This window comes from Kosakonia sp. LAM2021 (assembly GCF_016620385.1).
GTDB classification, from domain to species: Bacteria; Pseudomonadota; Gammaproteobacteria; order Enterobacterales; family Enterobacteriaceae; genus Kosakonia; species Kosakonia sacchari.
Genome location: NZ_JAENHT010000008.1, coordinates 64542 through 80985 on the forward strand (window position 1 = coordinate 64542; position 16444 = coordinate 80985).

The window sequence follows — 16444 nt, forward strand, 5'->3', positions numbered from 1 at the left end:
ATCAGGAAACGCTATGAAACCCACCACCATCTCCTGGCTGCACAAGTGCAAGCAGGAAAAAAGACGCTTCGCCACTATCACCGCATACGACTACAGCTTCGCGAAACTGTTTGCCGAAGAAGGGATTAACGTGATGCTGGTTGGTGATTCGTTAGGGATGACGGTACAAGGTCACGACTCCACCCTGCCGGTAACGGTTGCCGATATCGCTTATCACACGCAGGCTGTTCGCCGTGGCGCACCGGCCTGCCTGCTGCTCGCCGATCTGCCGTTTATGGCCTATGCCACGCCAGAGCAGGCGTTTGAAAACGCCGCCGTGGTCATGCGCGCAGGTGCCAATATGGTGAAAATAGAAGGCGGCCGCTGGCTGGCACCGACGGTGAAAATGCTGACCGAGCGCGCCGTGCCGGTGTGCGGCCACCTGGGTTTGACGCCGCAGTCCGTTAATATTTTCGGTGGTTATAAAGTGCAGGGGCGCGGCGACGCAGCACAAGGGCTGCTTGACGATGCGCTGGCGCTGGAAGCCGCAGGCGCGCAGCTGCTGGTGCTGGAGTGTATTCCCGTTGAGCTGGCACAGCGTATCACAGCGGCGTTAACCATTCCGGTAATTGGTATTGGCGCAGGTAATGTCACCGACGGCCAGATTCTGGTGATGCATGATGCGTTCGGCATTACCGGCGGACATATCCCGAAATTCGCGAAAAATTTCCTCAGTGAAGCAGGCGACATGCGCGCAGCGGTCAGGCAGTATGTTGCCGACGTCGAATCCGGAGCCTATCCGGGTGAAGAACACAGTTTCCATTAAGGAGCTTAGTTGTGTTGATTATTGAAACCCTCCCGCTGCTGCGCCAGCACATCCGCAGACTGCGTCAGGAAGGCAAGCGTATTGCGCTGGTGCCAACGATGGGCAACCTGCACGATGGCCATATGAAGCTGGTCGACGAAGCGAAAACCCGTGCCGATGTGGTGGTAGTGAGTATTTTCGTTAACCCAATGCAGTTCGACCGCCCGGATGATTTAGTGCGCTACCCACGCACCTTGCAGGAAGATTGCGAAAAGCTGAACAAGCGCAAAGTCGATCTGGTTTTCGCCCCCGCACCGGCGGATATCTACCCGCAGGGCACCGACACCCAAACCTATGTTGATGTGCCGGGTATCTCCACCATGCTGGAAGGTGCAAGCCGTCCGGGTCATTTCCGCGGTGTGTCGACCATCGTCAGCAAACTGTTCAACCTGGTACAACCGGATATCGCCTGCTTTGGCGAGAAGGATTACCAGCAATTGCAGCTGATCCGCAAAATGGTGGCCGATATGGGCTACGACATTGAGATTGTTGGCGTGCCGACCGTGCGCGCAAAAGATGGCCTCGCGCTGAGTTCACGTAATGGCTATCTCACCGCCGAACAGCGCAAAATCGCCCCGGCGCTCAGCAAAGTGATGAATTCGATTGCCGATAAACTGCTGGCGGGCGAGCGCAATGAAGAGGAGCTGATTGCCATTGCCGGGCAGGAGATCAACGACGCGGGTCTGCGCGCCGATGATATTCAGATCCGCGATGCAGATACGCTGCTGGCGCTGTCTGAGGGCAGTAAACGCGCGGTGATTTTGATGGCGGCCTGGCTTGGTCAGGCGCGGCTTATCGACAACAAAGTGGTTGAGTTAGCCCGCTAGACAGGGCGAAAAAATCGGGCAATACTCCACTCCTGGCTTGCCCTTACGCCCGTCAGGATGTGGCGCGAGCACACGAGGGATTCGCAGGGAGCCGCCCTCCATTTTCAGGTTAATTATCAGTAATGAAGGTTTAACTTATGATTCGCACGATGCTGCAAGGCAAGCTCCACCGCGTCAAAGTGACGCAGGCCGACCTGCACTACGAAGGTTCCTGCGCGATTGACCAGGATTTCCTTGAGGCGGCCGGTATTCTGGAATACGAAGCCATCGACATTTATAACGTGACCAACGGCAAACGCTTTTCAACCTACGCGATTGCCGGCGAGCGCGGTTCACGCATTATCTCGGTTAACGGTGCGGCAGCGCACTGCGCAGACGTCGGCGATATCCTGATTATCGCCAGCTACGTCACCGTGCCGGATGAAGTTGCCCGTAACTGGCAGCCGAAAGTGGCCTATTTTGATGGCGACAACGAGATGAAACGCACCGCGAAAGCCGTGCCGGTTCAGGTTGCCTGATGCCCTACCCCTGCGGCTGATTACTGATCAGCCGCGACATTGTCTCCAGCGAATCCGTTCTCAGCACGTACAACCGTTTCAGTAAAAACGGGTTATCTCCCGGTTTCACCTTGCCACGCACCGTGGTCACCGCCAGATGAAAACCTGCGTCATTCGCCGCTTTCACCGCTTTATCGTCATACACGCCAAAAGGATAGGCCAGATAGAGCACATGCGGGTTGAACTGTGCCAGCGCGCGACGTGAGCGTTTAAAATCGAACAAAATATTGTGGTAGTTACGGCTAAGCAAAATCGGGTGCATCGCTTCATCAACCCGGTGCAGGAAATGGGTATGTGACTGCACATCGAACACATCCTGAATCTGATTCAGCTCCGACACGCTCATAAACTGCAGGAATTTCGGATCCCACGGCTGCGGCTTGAGCTTGATGCGTGACGAAATGATAAACGCCGTCGCTTTAAAGCCGTATTCGCGCAGGATTGGCCAGGCGTAACGGCTGACCGATTTCAGCCCATCATCAAAGGTGATCACTACTGAACGCGCAGGCAAATTCATGCGGTTACGCACATAACCTTCAAGCTGGTACATCGACAAGGTGGTGTAACCCTGATCGCGCAGCCAGGTCATCTGGTTGGTAAAAGCACGTACTGACGTAGTGGTCGAGGTGTGGCGAAAGCGGGTATTTTCTTCATCGCGCAAGATGTGGTGATAAGTCAGTACCGGAATGCCGCTGTCTTCTTGTGCATCCAGACTGCTGATCCACGCCAGCCGGTTGCCGATGCGGATCTGAAACCAGGTCTGGTTCAGGCGGTCTTTCAGCTTATCGATTATCGGGTAACGCAGGTTTTCCGCCAGCGTACCAACCTGCTTACTGGTGATATCCGGCGACGTGTAGAGCGGCGTATCCTGCCAGGTGATCAGGTTTTGATTACTGAGCGGCTTATTCAGATCGCCAAGCGTATCTTCTACCCGTTCATTACCTGACACTGTGCCAAGATGACCCCGGTCAATAAATCCACTGCCGAAGCCAAAGCGAAACGCGTAATAATCCTCCGCCCCCGGCACCACCGCCAGGATCTGCCCGGCACGAATATTGCCGACGGTTACGACTCTGTCCCCTACCTGCGCCCAGATATCGGCATCTTCGGTGGTTTGCATATAGCGCGCGGGAATGCGTTGTTCGCTGACAATACTGGCAGACGCGCTCCAGGCAACCAGCAACAGCATAAGGGTAATCAAACGAGACATGAGACGGACCGAATAGAAAAACTGCACCTATTGTAGCAACAGAACGGGAGAAACCAACGGCAATGAGCAGGCTAAAAAACAGCCTAATCCTGAGGATTGGCTCTCTTCCAGAGAAGAGAGCCGTTGCGGTCTGGCTTAGCTACGCAGCCCGCGTCCGCGGTTGATCAGATACCAGCACAGCAGGTAAAAGGCGATGATAAACACCACTAAAACCCCCACGGTGGTAAACAGCGGCACATCGGAAATGCCGAGGAAACCAAAACGGAAGCCGCTAATCATGTACACAATCGGGTTAAGGTGCGACAGCGCCTGCCAGAATGGCGGCAACAGCGTCAGGGAATAGAACACCCCGCCCAGATACGTCAGCGGCGTCAGCACAAAGGTCGGGATCAGGCTGATGTCATCAAAGGTTTTGGCAAATACCGCATTCAACAGCCCGGCCAGTGAAAACAGCACCGCCGTCAGCAGCAAAGTCAGACCAACAAACAACCACGAATGCACCTGAAATGGCACGAAAAACAGCGAAACCGCCGTTACCAGGATGCCCACACACAGCCCGCGCGCCACGCCGCCGCCAACATACCCGGCGATAATGACATGCGTTGGCACCGGTGCCACCAGCAGTTCCTCGATATTGCGCTGGAACTTGGCGCTAAAGAATGACGATGCCACATTGGCATACGCGTTGGTGATCACCGCCATCATGATTAGACCCGGCACGATAAACTGCATGTAGGTAAAGCCGTGCATTTCACCGATACGCGAACCGATCAGGTTGCCGAAAATAATAAAATAGAGCGTCATGGTGATCACCGGCGGCACCAGTGTTTGCACCCAAATGCGCATAAAACGCTGGATCTCTTTGTACCAAATGCTCTTCAGCGCCACCCAGAACAGCTGCATCATGCGCTTTCTCCTTTTCTGTCATGAACCAGCGTGACGAACAGCTCTTCGAGACGGTTGGCTTTGTTACGCATACTCAATACCTGCACGCCCTGCGCGCTAAGCTGGCTGAACACGCTGTTCACGCCCTGCTCGCGCAGCACTTCCACCTCAAGCGTGGACGTATCCACTAGCCGGTATTGATACCCTTCCAGCTTCGGCAGCGGACTTTTCGGCGCTAAATCGAGAATAAATGTCTCGGATTTCAGCTTCGACAGCAGCGTTTTCATTGAGGTGTTTTCAATCAGATCGCCACGCTGAATGATGCCGATGTTGCGACACAGCATCTCCGCTTCTTCCAGATAGTGCGTCGTCAGAATGATGGTGGTGCCTTTATCGTTGAGATCTTTCAAAAAGCCCCACATTGAGCGGCGCAGTTCGATATCGACACCCGCGGTTGGCTCGTCGAGGATCAGCAGTTTTGGCTCGTGCATCAGCGCGCGGGCAATCATCAGACGACGCTTCATGCCGCCGGAAAGCATCCGCGCACGTTCGTTGCGTTTTTCCCACAAATCGAGCTGATCGAGGTACTTTTCGCTACGCACGAGCGCATCTTTACGGTCGACACCGTAGTAACCCGCCTGGTTAACGACGATCTGCTGCACGGTTTCAAACGGGTTAAAGTTGAACTCCTGCGGCACCAGCCCCAGTTGGCGTTTCGCGTTCACCACGTCTTTTTCGAGGTCGTAACCAAAGACGCTAACGCGCCCGGAAGATTTATTTACCAGCGAACTGATAATGCCAATGGTGGTGGATTTGCCGGCACCATTTGGTCCGAGAAGCGCGTAGAAATCGCCTGCTTCTACTTGTAAATCAATGCCGCGCAGCGCCTGAACGCCGCCCGGATAGGTTTTTTTAAGCTGCTCAAGCTCCAGTGCAATGGTCATGAATTATCACTTACCTGTTTTCTTACACTCGATGTGTGGTTTAAAAAGACGGAGAGTTCACCTATATTAGCGCAACGCACTTATCTGGTTACAGGTCGTTAACCTCCATGAAAGACATAGATACACTCATCAGCAACAATGCACTATGGTCAAAAATGCTGGTGGAAGAAGATCCTGGATTTTTCGAAACACTGGCGCAAGCACAGAAGCCGCGCTTTCTCTGGATTGGATGCTCCGACTCACGCGTACCCGCAGAACGTCTTACCGGGCTCGAACCGGGTGAACTTTTTGTACACCGTAATGTTGCAAACCTGGTTATCCATACCGATCTGAACTGCCTTTCCGTGGTGCAGTACGCGGTGGATGTGCTGGAAGTTGAGCACATTATCATCTGCGGTCACTACGGTTGCGGCGGCGTACAAGCGGCGGTTGAAAACCCGGAACTGGGTCTAATCAACAACTGGCTGCTGCACATTCGCGATATCTGGTTTAAACATAGCTCGCTGCTGGGCGAAATGCCGCCGGAGCGTCGTCTCGACACGCTGTGCGAGCTGAACGTGATGGAACAGGTCTACAACCTGGGCCATTCAACCATCATGCAATCCGCGTGGAAACGTGGCCAGAAAGTGACGATTCACGGCTGGGCCTACGGTATTCACGATGGTCTGTTGCGCAATCTGGACGTCACCGCCACTAACCGCGAAACGCTGGAACAGCGCTATCGCCAGGGCGTGTCAAACCTGAGTCAGAAGCACAGCAACCACAAATAACAATCGGGGCCATTATTGGCCCCGTTTTTTTACTCGTCCAGCATCACCACTTTGCCGACATACGGCAGATGACGATAACGCTGTGCGTAATCAATTCCGTAACCCACCACAAACTCGTCCGGGATAGCAAAACCGACGAATTCGACCGGCACATCCACTTCACGACGCGACGGTTTATCCAGCAGGGTACAAATCGCCAGCGATTTTGGCTCGCGCAGGCGCAGGATCTCGCGCACTTTCGACAGCGTGTTACCCGAATCGATAATGTCTTCAACGATCAGCACGTCTTTGCCACGAATATCTTCGTCGAGATCTTTTAAGATTTTCACATCGCGAGTGGTGGACATGCTGCTGCCGTAGCTGGAGGCGGTCATAAAGTCGACTTCATGCGACACCTGCACTTCACGGCACAGGTCAGCCATAAACATAAACGAGCCGCGCAGTAACCCAACCAGCACCATTTCGCTGCCGCTATCTTTATAACGCTCAGTGATTTGACGACCCAGCTCAGCGATACGCGCTTTGATCTCCGCTTCCGGGATCATCACTTCAACAGTGTGTTTCATTTTACTAACCATATGATTTAAAGAGTAAATCACTCAATACCGGCGCTTAAACCAGTGATTGAAACGCAAGGTGCGCAGTATACCAGCAAAAAGATTGTTACGTGTTATTCCGCTACAAAGCTCATTTTGTGATGACGGTCACACTTGTTAACTCCTATAATTACTTGCTATCAAAATATTAACAAATCAACGGATGTGTTTTATGGCGGAAACAAAAACTCAACAGTCGCGGCTGCTTGTCACGCTGACGACGCTCTTTGCAGCCTTCTGCGGGCTGTATCTTTTAATTGGTGGGGTCTGGCTCGTTAGCATTGGCGGTTCCTGGTACTACCCCATCGCCGGTCTGGTCATGCTCGGCGTGACATGGCTATTGTGGAAAGGGAAGCGCGCCGCGCTGTGGCTGTATGCCGCCCTGCTGCTGGCAACCATGATTTGGGGCGTGTGGGAAGTCGGTTTCGACTTCTGGGCGCTGACGCCGCGTAGCGACATTCTCGTCTTCTTCGGTATCTGGCTGATTCTCCCGTTTGTCTGGCGGCGGTTGATTGTGCCATCCAGCGGTGCGGTAGCCGCGCTGGTGGTGGCGCTGTTAATTAGCGGCGGCATTCTTACCTGGGCGGGTTTCAACGATCCGCAAGAAGTTCACGGCACCCTGAGCGCCGATGCCACACCGGCAGCGCCGATTTCACAGGTAGCCGATAGTGACTGGCCAGCCTATGGCCGTAACCAGGAAGGCCAGCGTTACTCGCCGCTGAAACAGATCAATGCCGATAACGTAAAAAACCTGAAGGAAGCCTGGGTGTTCCGCACCGGCGACCTGAAAATGCCAAACGATCCCGGTGAAATCACCAACGAAGTGACGCCAATTAAGGTGGGCGACACGCTGTTCCTGTGTACCGCGCACCAGCGTTTGTTTGCGATTGATGCCGCCACCGGCAAAGAGAAGTGGCACTTCGATCCGCAGCTGAACACCAATCCTTCGTTCCAGCACGTGACCTGCCGCGGCGTTTCGTATCATGAAGCCCGTGCCGATAACGCCAGCCCGGATGTAGTCGCAGACTGCCCGCGCCGCATTATTTTGCCGGTGAACGATGGCCGTCTGTTTGCACTGAATGCGGATAACGGCAAGCTGTGCGAAACCTTTGCCAACAAAGGGATCCTGAATCTGCAGACCAATATGCCGGACACCACGCCGGGTCTGTATGAGCCAACGTCTCCGCCGATCATCACCGATAAAACCATCGTGATTGCCGGTTCGGTAACGGATAACTTCTCAACCCGTGAAACCTCTGGCGTTATCCGTGGTTTCGATGTGAACACCGGGAAATTGCTGTGGGCCTTCGATCCGGGTGCGAAGGATCCTAACGCGATCCCGTCGGATGAACACACTTTCACCTTTAACTCGCCGAACTCATGGGCACCTGCGGCCTATGACGCGAAACTGGATTTAGTCTATCTGCCGATGGGCGTCACCACTCCGGATATCTGGGGCGGCAACCGCACGCCGGAACAGGAGCGCTATGCCAGCTCGATCGTTGCGCTGAATGCAACCACCGGTAAGCTCGCCTGGAGCTACCAGACCGTACACCACGATCTGTGGGATATGGATATGCCGTCCCAGCCGACGCTGGCGGACATTACCATGAACGGCAAGACCGTGCCGGTGATCTACGCGCCGGCGAAAACCGGCAACATTTTCGTTCTCGATCGTACCAACGGTAAGCTGGTGGTTCCGGCACCGGAAAAACCGGTTCCGCAAGGCGCGGCAAAAGGCGATTACGTAGCCAAAACGCAGCCCTTCTCCGACCTGAGTTTCCGTCCGAAGAAAAACCTGAGCGGCGCGGATATGTGGGGCGCCACCATGTTCGACCAACTGGTGTGCCGCGTAATGTTCCACCAGATGCGCTATGAAGGTATCTTCACGCCGCCATCTGAGCAGGGCACGCTGGTATTCCCGGGTAACCTGGGGATGTTCGAATGGGGCGGTATCTCCGTTGATCCAAACCGTCAGGTGGCGATTGCCAACCCAATGGCGCTGCCGTTTGTGTCAAAACTGATCCCGCGCGGCCCAGGCAACCCGATGGAGCCGCCGAAAGACGCGAAAGGCACCGGTTCGGAATCCGGTATTCAGCCGCAGTATGGCGTGCCGTTTGGCGTGACGCTGAACCCGTTCCTCTCGCCGTTCGGTCTGCCTTGTAAACAACCGGCCTGGGGTTACATTTCCGCACTGGATCTGAAAACCAACCAGGTGGTATGGAAAAAACGTATTGGTACACCGCAAGACAGCATGCCGTTCCCGATGCCGGTTCCGGTGCCGTTCAATATGGGGATGCCGATGCTCGGCGGCCCAATTTCCACCGCCGGTAATGTGCTGTTTATCGCTGCGACCGCAGATAACTACCTGCGCGCTTATAACATGAGCAACGGTGAAAAACTGTGGCAGGGCCGTTTGCCGGCCGGTGGTCAGGCAACACCGATGACCTATGAAGTGAATGGCAAGCAGTACGTGGTCATTTCCGCAGGCGGTCACGGTTCGTTCGGCACCAAGATGGGCGACTACATTGTCGCTTACGCGTTGCCGGATGACGCAAAGTAATTCCCTCCTATCCCTGAACGGGAAAGGTAAATATTACAGGCTATAAAAAATCCCCTCTGCCGTCTGGCATGAGGGGATTTTCTTTTCTGCAACCGGCAGCCGCCGGCATGAAGCGGAAAGTTAAACCGTAAATCCTAACATCATCCCGGTATCTTCATGTTCCAGCAGGTGGCAGTGCGCCATATAGGCAAATTCTTTCGGCGCGTCATGCTGGAAACGCACTAACACTTCGCTGCGTGCGCCATACACTTCAACCGTATCTTTCCAGCCTGCGCGATGTGCCGCTGGCGGTTTGCCATTTTCCGACAGAATGCGGAACTGCGTGCCGTGAATATGGAACGGGTGCAACATCATGTCCCCCTCGCCGGAGATCACCCAGCGCTCATATTGCCCTTTCTGCGCGGCAAATTGCGGCGTCGCCATATCAAACGCTTTGCCGTTGATGCGGTTGGCGTTGTGGAAATCAAAGCCTTTGCCGCCGTGGTTCATCTGGCCGCTATCCATTTGCATGTTACCCATCTGGCTATGGTCCATCTGACCATGACCCATTTGCATATTGCCCATCTGCCCGTGGTCCATCTGCCCGTGCCCCATCTGCCCGTGACCCATCTGCCCGTGGTCCATCATTCCGGCCATCGCGCTATCACCATACTTCTGCTGTAGCGCCTGCATGCCCATCATGTCGAGCATCGGATCCATCGACAGTTGCAAGGTGCGCTGTGTTAATCCTTCAAGCGCGGGTAAGCCCGGCAGTGTCGCCAGCGTATCCGGTAACGTGCCGGAAGCGGTCACCTGTAATGGCTGGATGCGCAGCACTGGTTGCGGCTGGTCAAACGGCGCAACGGTCATCCCCATCTGCTGAACCGGTAAGGTCAGCAGATCAAACGGCTTACCATTGCTGGTATCAACCAATACTTCAAAGCGCTCGCCCATCAGCACCGGTAATTCGCTCACTTTCACCGGTTCACTGAGCAAACCGCCGTCGCTGGCTACCACATACAACGGGCGTTGATCGCTGGTGGCAAACTTCAGCGAGCGGGCATTGCAGCCGTTCAATAAACGCAAGCGCAGCCAGCCGCGCGGGGCGGAATGCTGCGGATAAAGGGCACCGTTGGTGAGCAGAGTATCGCCAAACCAGCCAATGGCCGCGCTCATCACATCCAGTTGGTAGTCAATCTGCCCGTTGGCGGTGAATTTTTTGTCCTGCACGATGACCGGCACGTCATCAATGCCCCACTGTTGCGGCAGACGCAATTTACGGCTGTTCTCATCCTCAATCAGCACCAGCCCTGCCAGCCCCATCGCCACTTGTCGACCAGTTTTGCCGTGTTGATGCGGGTGGAACCAGCAAGTCGCCGCCTGCTGTGTCGGGGTAAACGTCACCGTTCGGCTACCGCCAGGTTTGATGATGCCTTGCGGCCCGCCATCAACCTCGCCCGGCACCTCAACGCCGTGCCAGTGCACGGTGGTCTCTTCGGCCAGCGTATTACGGATCTCAACGGTCACCTCACGCCCCTGACGGAGCTGAAGCGCCGGGCCTAACAGCGCACCGTTGTATCCCCAGGTAGCGGCGCGTTTATTGCCAAACAGGGTTTCGCCCGCCTGCACCGTTAACGCGATGCGGTTTTGCGCGTCGGCGGCAAGTAACGGTGGTACAGGCAATGCGGGGCGCTCAGCGGCGAACAGCGAACGGCTCCATAACGGCAGCGCGCTCATCGCCCCCAGCGCAGCGGAATATTTCAAGAAATCTCGGCGTTGCATGGGCATTTCCTTATCGATTGCAGGTCATCTTTTGAGCTTAAACCCTCCCCCTGCCGGAAGGTCAAGAAAAGAGGCAATAATAAATATCGTCGCCATATCCGGACTGTGCTAACGTTTAAATTCCGTTACGCCGTGGTAGAAATAATGAAGACGTTTTTCAGAACAATTGTCCTGGGCAGCTTGCTGGCTGTCTCCGCCAACAGTTACGCCCTGAGTGAATCCGAAGCTGAAGACATGGCCGATCTCACGGCAGTGTTTGTATTTTTGAAAAACGACTGCGGTTATAACAACTTACCGAATGGGCAGATCCGCCGCGCACTGGTTTTTTTCGCCCAGCAAAACCAGTGGGATCTCAGCAACTATGACACGTGGGACATGAAATCGCTTGGCGAAGAGAGTTACCGCGATCTCAGCGGTATTGGCATTCCGACTGCGAAAAAATGTAAAGCCCTCGCCCGCGACTCCCTGAGCCTCCTCGCCTACGTCAAATAACGGTGAACTTTTGACCGTGCATCGCTAATCAGAGTTAGCTATGATGTTGCGCCCGTTTTTCGCGGGTGTTAACAAAGGAGCTACCGATGGCCGATAACAACGTATGGCAAGAGACGCTGCACGACCATTTTGGTCAATACTTTGCCGTTGATAAGGTGCTGTATCACGAAAAGACCGATCATCAGGATCTGATTATTTTCGAGAACGCCGCTTTTGGCCGCGTTATGGCACTGGATGGCGTGGTGCAAACCACCGAACGCGACGAGTTTATCTATCACGAAATGATGACCCATGTTCCGCTGCTGGCGCACGGCCACGCGAAACACGTGCTGATCATCGGCGGCGGCGACGGCGCGATGCTGCGCGAAGTCACCCGCCATAAAAATATTGAAACCATCACCATGGTAGAAATCGACGCTGGCGTCGTCTCTTTCTGCCGCCAGTATCTGCCAAAGCACAATGCAGGCGCCTATGACGATCCGCGTTTTACGCTGGTGATCGACGACGGCGTAAATTTTGTTACTCACACTGACCAAACGTTTGACGTGATTATCTCGGACTGTACCGATCCTATCGGGCCTGGCGAGAGCTTGTTCACCTCTGCGTTTTATGAAGGCTGCAAACGCTGCCTGACCCCTGGCGGGATCTTCGTTGCGCAAAACGGCGTCAGCTTCTTACAGCAAGATGAAGCGGTCGACAGCCACCGCAAGCTCGGTCACTATTTCAGCGATGTCGGCTTCTATCAGGCGGCGGTGCCAACCTATTACGGCGGCATTATGACGTTCGCCTGGGCCACGGATAACGAAGCACTGCGCCATCTCTCAACCGAGATCATTGCCGCTCGTTTCCGCAGCGCCAATCTCACCTGCCGCTACTACAACCCGGCGATTCATACGGCAGCCTTTGCCCTGCCGCAATATTTACATGATGCACTGGCTGCACAGTAACACTAAGGGGGTGATAAAAATTGAAAAAGCTTAAACTACATGGCTTTAACAACCTGACCAAAAGCCTGAGTTTTTGTATCTACGACATTTGCTATGCCAAAACCGCAGAAGAGCGTGATGGCTATATTGCCTATATCGATGAACTCTACAACGCCAACCGTTTGACGGAGATCCTCACGGAAACCTGTAACATCATTGGCGCGAATATTTTGAACATTGCCCGCCAGGATTACGAGCCGCAAGGCGCGAGCGTAACCATTCTGGTGAGCGAAGAGCCTGTCGATCCGCAACTTATCGACAAAACCGAGCACCCTGGCCCGCTGCCAGAAGCGGTCGTCGCACATCTGGATAAAAGCCATATCTGCGTGCACACCTACCCGGAAAGCCACCCGGAAGGCGGTTTGTGCACTTTCCGCGCGGATATTGAAGTCTCAACCTGCGGCGTGATTTCACCGCTGAAAGCGCTGAATTACCTGATCCACCAGCTCGAATCCGATATTGTCACCGTCGACTACCGCGTGCGCGGCTTTACCCGCGACGTCAACGGCCTGAAACACTTTATCGATCATGAGATTAATTCGATTCAGAACTTTATGTCGGATGACATGAAATCGCTGTATGACATGGTGGACGTCAACGTGTATCAGGAAAATATCTTCCATACCAAGATGTTGCTTAAAGAGTTCGACCTTAAGCACTACATGTTTCATACCAAACCGGAAGATTTAACGCCGCAAGAGCGTAAAGAGATCACCGAAGCGCTGTGGAAAGAGATGCGCGAGATCTACTACGGGCGCAACATTCCGGCCGTGTAACGCAGCAGGGGCGCAAGGACGCGCCCTGATTAACGCTGCTGGAGGAATTGCCGGTAGGCCGCCACCACCTGAAGAAAATCCTCAACGCCGCACAGCGACAGGCTCTCTTCGTCGTAGTAGCTCATTCCCTCTTCTATTTCATCGCCGGAAAATTCCAGCTGGTTCGCGCGAATCATCACCTCTTCGCCATCCAGCCACAGCGTGTACTCATGACCCGCACGTTGCCAGGAACGTTCACTTCCTTTCACCGTTTTCGCCGCCTGCTCCACTTCATCGAGCAGCGCCAGGTTCTCTTTCACTTCTTCATTGAACCAGTGCCCCACCACTTCGTGGCCCATCGACATGCGCACCTTTACCACTCCGGTGATATCACGCAAAAATTCGTAATCCATATTCGCTTCCTCATGCAGGCCAGATAGCCGCCTATGCTGTAATTATCGCAGCACAATACAAGAAAAAAAGCGCAGCGGCCGGAAGCGAGGAAAAATAACCGCTCAGGTGTGGAGAAAATAAGCGCGGCAGGCGTTTTAGCGACGGGAATAACAACAGGCGGGCAAAAAAAAAGCCACCCCGCAGGGTGGCCTTCGTTATCAGACGGCAGTCTGGAAAATCACGCCGTCCGCTTTTTCGGTGTACTGGTTCAACTGGTCAAAGTTGAGGTAACGGTAAGTATCGACAGCGGTTTTATCTACCTGCGCCATAAAGTTGAGATACTCATCCGGCGTTGGCAGTTTACCGATCAGCGCCGAAACCGCCGCCAGCTCCGCAGAAGCCAGGTAGACGTTCGCACCGGTACCTAAACGGTTCGGGAAGTTACGGGTCGAGGTGGACACCACCGTCGCGCCGTCTGCGACACGCGCCTGGTTACCCATACACAGGGAGCAACCCGGAATTTCAATACGCGCCCCGCTCTTACCAAACACGCTGTAGTAGCCCTCTTCGGTTAACTGCGCGGCGTCCATACGGGTCGGCGGCGCAACCCACAAGCGGGTCGGCAACTGGCCTTTATGGCTGTCCAGCAGTTTACCGGCAGCGCGGAAGTGACCGATGTTGGTCATGCAGGAACCGATGAACACTTCGTCGATGCTCGCGCCCTGAACGTCAGAGAGCAGACGCGCGTCGTCCGGATCGTTCGGCGCACAGAGGATCGGCTCTTTGATTTCCGCCAGATCGATATCGATCACCGCTGCGTATTCCGCGTCTGCATCCGCTTCCAGCAGTTGCGGATCGGCCAGCCATTTCTCCATGCCCTGGATACGGCGCTCCAGCGTACGGCGGTCGCCGTAGCCTTCGGCAATCATCCACTTCAGCAGCACGATGTTGGAGTTCAGATACTCGATAATCGGCTCTTTGTTCAGCTTAATGGTACAACCGGCAGCGGAACGCTCAGCAGAGGCATCGGTCAGCTCAAACGCCTGCTCGACTTTCAGATCCGGCAGACCTTCGATCTCCAGAATGCGGCCGGAGAAGATGTTTTTCTTACCCTTCTTCTCAACGGTCAGCAGCCCCTGTTTGATCGCGTACAGCGGGATCGCATGCACCAGATCGCGCAGCGTAATGCCCGGCTGCATTTTACCTTTGAAGCGCACCAGCACCGATTCCGGCATATCCAGCGGCATCACGCCGGTCGCGGCGGCAAACGCCACCAGACCAGAACCCGCCGGGAAGGAGATACCAATCGGGAAACGGGTATGCGAATCGCCACCGGTACCGACGGTATCCGGCAGCAGCATGCGGTTCAGCCACGAGTGGATAACGCCGTCGCCCGGACGCAGCGAAACACCGCCACGGTTCATAATGAAGTCCGGCAGCGTGTGGTGTGTGGTCACGTCAACCGGCTTCGGATACGCCGCCGTGTGGCAGAAGGACTGCATCACCAGATCGGACGAGAAGCCCAGGCACGCCAGGTCTTTCAGCTCATCACGCGTCATCGGCCCGGTGGTGTCCTGAGAACCCACAGAGGTCATTTTTGGTTCGCAGTAAGCGCCAGGGCGGACACCCGCCACACCGCAGGCACGGCCAACCATTTTTTGCGCCAGCGAATAACCGCGGTTGCTTTCCGCCACATCTTTCGCCTGACGGAAAACGTCGCTGTGCGGCAGGCCCAGCGCTTCACGCGCTTTGGTGGTCAAGCCACGGCCGATAATCAGCGGAATACGGCCACCGGCGCGCACTTCGTCAATCAGCACTTCGGTTTTCAGCTCAAAGCTCGCCAGCAGTTCGCCGGTTTCGTGATTACGTACTTCGCCTTTGAACGGGTAAACGTCAATCACGTCGCCCATGTTCAGGCTGTTAACATCCACTTCGATCGGCAGCGCGCCGGCATCTTCCATGGTGTTAAAGAAAATTGGCGCAATTTTGCCGCCCAGCACCAGGCCGCCACCACGTTTGTTCGGCACAAACGGAATGTCGTCGCCCATAAACCACAGCACCGAGTTGGTGGCGGATTTACGCGAAGAACCGGTACCCACAACGTCGCCCACATAGGCCAGCGGGAAACCTTTTTTCGCCAGCTGCTCGATCTGTTTGATCGGGCCAACGCTACCCGGCTGATCCGGCTCAATGCCTTCACGGGCGTTTTTCAGCATCGCCAGCGCATGCAGCGGGATATCCGGGCGCGACCAGGCATCCGGTGCCGGGGAAAGGTCATCAGTATTGGTTTCACCCGTTACTTTGAAAACGGTAACAGTGATTTTCTCGGCCAGCGCCGGGCGGCTCAGGAACCATTCGGCATCAGCCCAGGACTGCATCACTTGTTTGGCGTACGCGTTGCCCGCTTTCGCTTTCTCTTCCACGTCGTAGAAGTTATCGAACATCAGCAGCGTGTGGGACAAGGCTTTGGCGGCGATCGGCGCAAGCTTTTCGCTTTCCAGCGCGTCAATCAGCGGATGAATGTTATAGCCGCCCTGCATGGTGCCCAGCAGTTCAATCGCTTTTTCAGGGGTAACCAGTGGGGAGGTGGCATCGCCTTTGGCGATAGCGGCAAGGAAACCTGCTTTTACATAGGCAGCTTCATCAACGCCCGGTGGGACACGGTTAGCCAGCAGGTCAATCAGAAACTCTTCTTCGCCAGCAGGCGGATTCTTCAGCAGCTCGACAAGCCCTGCCATTTGGGTTGCATCTAATGGTTTTGGCGCAATCCCCTCAGCGGCACGTTCAGCTACGTGCTTACGGTATTCTTCTAGCACGACGGTTCTCCTCGCTCTCATTGTCATAATGCGGCAGGCGTTTCT

Annotated in this window: 15 protein-coding genes; 8 read left to right on the forward strand and 7 right to left on the reverse strand. The window is 55.0% G+C overall.

What is annotated here, in order from left to right:
- Window positions 1-13: 13 nt before the first annotated feature.
- The 3 genes from panB to panD all read left to right on the forward strand — a co-directional run bounded on the left by panB (window position 14) and on the right by panD (window position 2189).
- Window positions 14-805, forward strand: a complete 792-nt coding sequence (gene panB, locus JKP81_RS16860) for a 3-methyl-2-oxobutanoate hydroxymethyltransferase (RefSeq protein ID WP_017457970.1) — start codon at window positions 14-16, stop codon at window positions 803-805.
- Between the two features lie 11 nt (window positions 806-816).
- Window positions 817-1671, forward strand: coding sequence for a pantoate--beta-alanine ligase (gene panC, locus JKP81_RS16865; RefSeq protein WP_200552630.1), 855 nt, complete (start codon window positions 817-819; stop codon window positions 1669-1671).
- 137 nt (window positions 1672-1808) lie between these two features.
- On the forward strand, window positions 1809-2189 hold the full coding sequence (gene panD / locus JKP81_RS16870) for an aspartate 1-decarboxylase (protein ID WP_017457968.1): 381 nt from the start codon (window positions 1809-1811) through the stop codon (window positions 2187-2189).
- A gap of 4 nt (window positions 2190-2193) precedes the next feature.
- Here panD and JKP81_RS16875 read toward each other — a convergent pair whose 3' ends face one another.
- The 3 genes from JKP81_RS16875 to JKP81_RS16885 all read right to left on the reverse strand — a co-directional run bounded on the left by JKP81_RS16875 (window position 2194) and on the right by JKP81_RS16885 (window position 5267).
- Window positions 2194-3438: a polysaccharide deacetylase family protein gene (locus JKP81_RS16875; protein ID WP_200552631.1), complete on the reverse strand. Its 1245-nt coding sequence runs from the start codon at window positions 3436-3438 to the stop codon at window positions 2194-2196.
- Between the two features lie 135 nt (window positions 3439-3573).
- The gene (locus tag JKP81_RS16880) at window positions 3574-4344 is read right to left on the reverse strand and encodes an ABC transporter permease (RefSeq protein WP_131408013.1); all 771 of its coding nucleotides are present in this window, start codon (window positions 4342-4344) and stop codon (window positions 3574-3576) included.
- Complete coding sequence (locus tag JKP81_RS16885; protein WP_200552632.1) at window positions 4341-5267, reverse strand: ABC transporter ATP-binding protein; 927 nt, start codon at window positions 5265-5267, stop codon at window positions 4341-4343. Before JKP81_RS16885 ends, JKP81_RS16880 begins: the two co-directional genes overlap by 4 nt.
- A 107-nt stretch (window positions 5268-5374) precedes the next feature.
- On the opposite strand from JKP81_RS16885, the gene can reads away from it, so the two are divergent.
- Window positions 5375-6037, forward strand: coding sequence for a carbonate dehydratase (gene can / locus JKP81_RS16890; RefSeq protein ID WP_200552633.1), 663 nt, complete (start codon window positions 5375-5377; stop codon window positions 6035-6037).
- 29 nt (window positions 6038-6066) lie between these two features.
- On the opposite strand, the gene hpt is transcribed toward can, so the two are convergent.
- Window positions 6067-6603: a hypoxanthine phosphoribosyltransferase gene (hpt, locus tag JKP81_RS16895; protein ID WP_200552634.1), complete on the reverse strand. Its 537-nt coding sequence runs from the start codon at window positions 6601-6603 to the stop codon at window positions 6067-6069.
- A 202-nt stretch (window positions 6604-6805) separates the two neighbouring features.
- On the opposite strand from hpt, the gene JKP81_RS16900 reads away from it, so the two are divergent.
- Window positions 6806-9196, forward strand: a complete 2391-nt coding sequence (locus tag JKP81_RS16900; protein WP_200552635.1) for a glucose/quinate/shikimate family membrane-bound PQQ-dependent dehydrogenase — start codon at window positions 6806-6808, stop codon at window positions 9194-9196.
- Window positions 9197-9316: 120 nt separating this feature from the next.
- Here JKP81_RS16900 and cueO read toward each other — a convergent pair whose 3' ends face one another.
- On the reverse strand, window positions 9317-10957 hold the full coding sequence (cueO, locus tag JKP81_RS16905; protein WP_200552636.1) for a multicopper oxidase CueO: 1641 nt from the start codon (window positions 10955-10957) through the stop codon (window positions 9317-9319).
- Window positions 10958-11101: 144 nt separating this feature from the next.
- Here cueO and JKP81_RS16910 point away from each other — a divergent pair, with 144 nt between their 5' ends.
- From JKP81_RS16910 to speD, 3 genes are all read left to right on the forward strand, one after another.
- Window positions 11102-11449, forward strand: coding sequence for a YacC family pilotin-like protein (locus JKP81_RS16910; RefSeq protein WP_020456577.1), 348 nt, complete (start codon window positions 11102-11104; stop codon window positions 11447-11449).
- An 86-nt stretch (window positions 11450-11535) separates the two neighbouring features.
- Complete coding sequence (gene speE, locus JKP81_RS16915; protein WP_200552637.1) at window positions 11536-12396, forward strand: polyamine aminopropyltransferase; 861 nt, start codon at window positions 11536-11538, stop codon at window positions 12394-12396.
- Between the two features lie 20 nt (window positions 12397-12416).
- Window positions 12417-13211 (forward strand): adenosylmethionine decarboxylase, encoded by a 795-nt coding sequence (speD, locus tag JKP81_RS16920; protein WP_131408025.1) that lies wholly within the window; start codon window positions 12417-12419, stop codon window positions 13209-13211.
- 29 nt (window positions 13212-13240) lie between these two features.
- On the opposite strand, the gene yacL is transcribed toward speD, so the two are convergent.
- Both yacL and acnB read right to left on the reverse strand, forming a co-directional pair.
- The gene (gene yacL, locus JKP81_RS16925; RefSeq protein ID WP_200552638.1) at window positions 13241-13603 is read right to left on the reverse strand and encodes a protein YacL; all 363 of its coding nucleotides are present in this window, start codon (window positions 13601-13603) and stop codon (window positions 13241-13243) included.
- A 198-nt stretch (window positions 13604-13801) separates the two neighbouring features.
- Entirely contained in the window at window positions 13802-16399 is a 2598-nt protein-coding gene (gene acnB / locus JKP81_RS16930; protein WP_200552639.1) for a bifunctional aconitate hydratase 2/2-methylisocitrate dehydratase, read from the reverse strand.
- Window positions 16400-16444: the final 45 nt, after the last annotated feature.

Bases quoted from the DNA above. Each gene is read 5' to 3' on its own strand.
- JKP81_RS16880 (WP_131408013.1), bottom strand. From the start codon at position 4,344: ATGATGCAGCTGTTCTGGGTGGCGCTGAAGAGCATTTGGTACAAAGAG.
- cueO (WP_200552636.1), bottom strand. From the start codon at position 10,957: ATGCAACGCCGAGATTTCTTGAAATATTCCGCTGCGCTGGGGGCGATG.
- panD (WP_017457968.1), top strand. From the start codon at position 1,809: ATGATTCGCACGATGCTGCAAGGCAAGCTCCACCGCGTCAAAGTGACG.
- JKP81_RS16910 (WP_020456577.1), top strand. From the start codon at position 11,102: ATGAAGACGTTTTTCAGAACAATTGTCCTGGGCAGCTTGCTGGCTGTC.
- JKP81_RS16885 (WP_200552632.1), bottom strand. From the start codon at position 5,267: ATGACCATTGCACTGGAGCTTGAGCAGCTTAAAAAAACCTATCCGGGC.
- hpt (WP_200552634.1), bottom strand. From the start codon at position 6,603: ATGAAACACACTGTTGAAGTGATGATCCCGGAAGCGGAGATCAAAGCG.
- yacL (WP_200552638.1), bottom strand. From the start codon at position 13,603: ATGGATTACGAATTTTTGCGTGATATCACCGGAGTGGTAAAGGTGCGC.
- JKP81_RS16875 (WP_200552631.1), bottom strand. From the start codon at position 3,438: ATGTCTCGTTTGATTACCCTTATGCTGTTGCTGGTTGCCTGGAGCGCG.
- JKP81_RS16900 (WP_200552635.1), top strand. From the start codon at position 6,806: ATGGCGGAAACAAAAACTCAACAGTCGCGGCTGCTTGTCACGCTGACG.
- can (WP_200552633.1), top strand. From the start codon at position 5,375: ATGAAAGACATAGATACACTCATCAGCAACAATGCACTATGGTCAAAA.
- speE (WP_200552637.1), top strand. From the start codon at position 11,536: ATGGCCGATAACAACGTATGGCAAGAGACGCTGCACGACCATTTTGGT.
- panB (WP_017457970.1), top strand. From the start codon at position 14: ATGAAACCCACCACCATCTCCTGGCTGCACAAGTGCAAGCAGGAAAAA.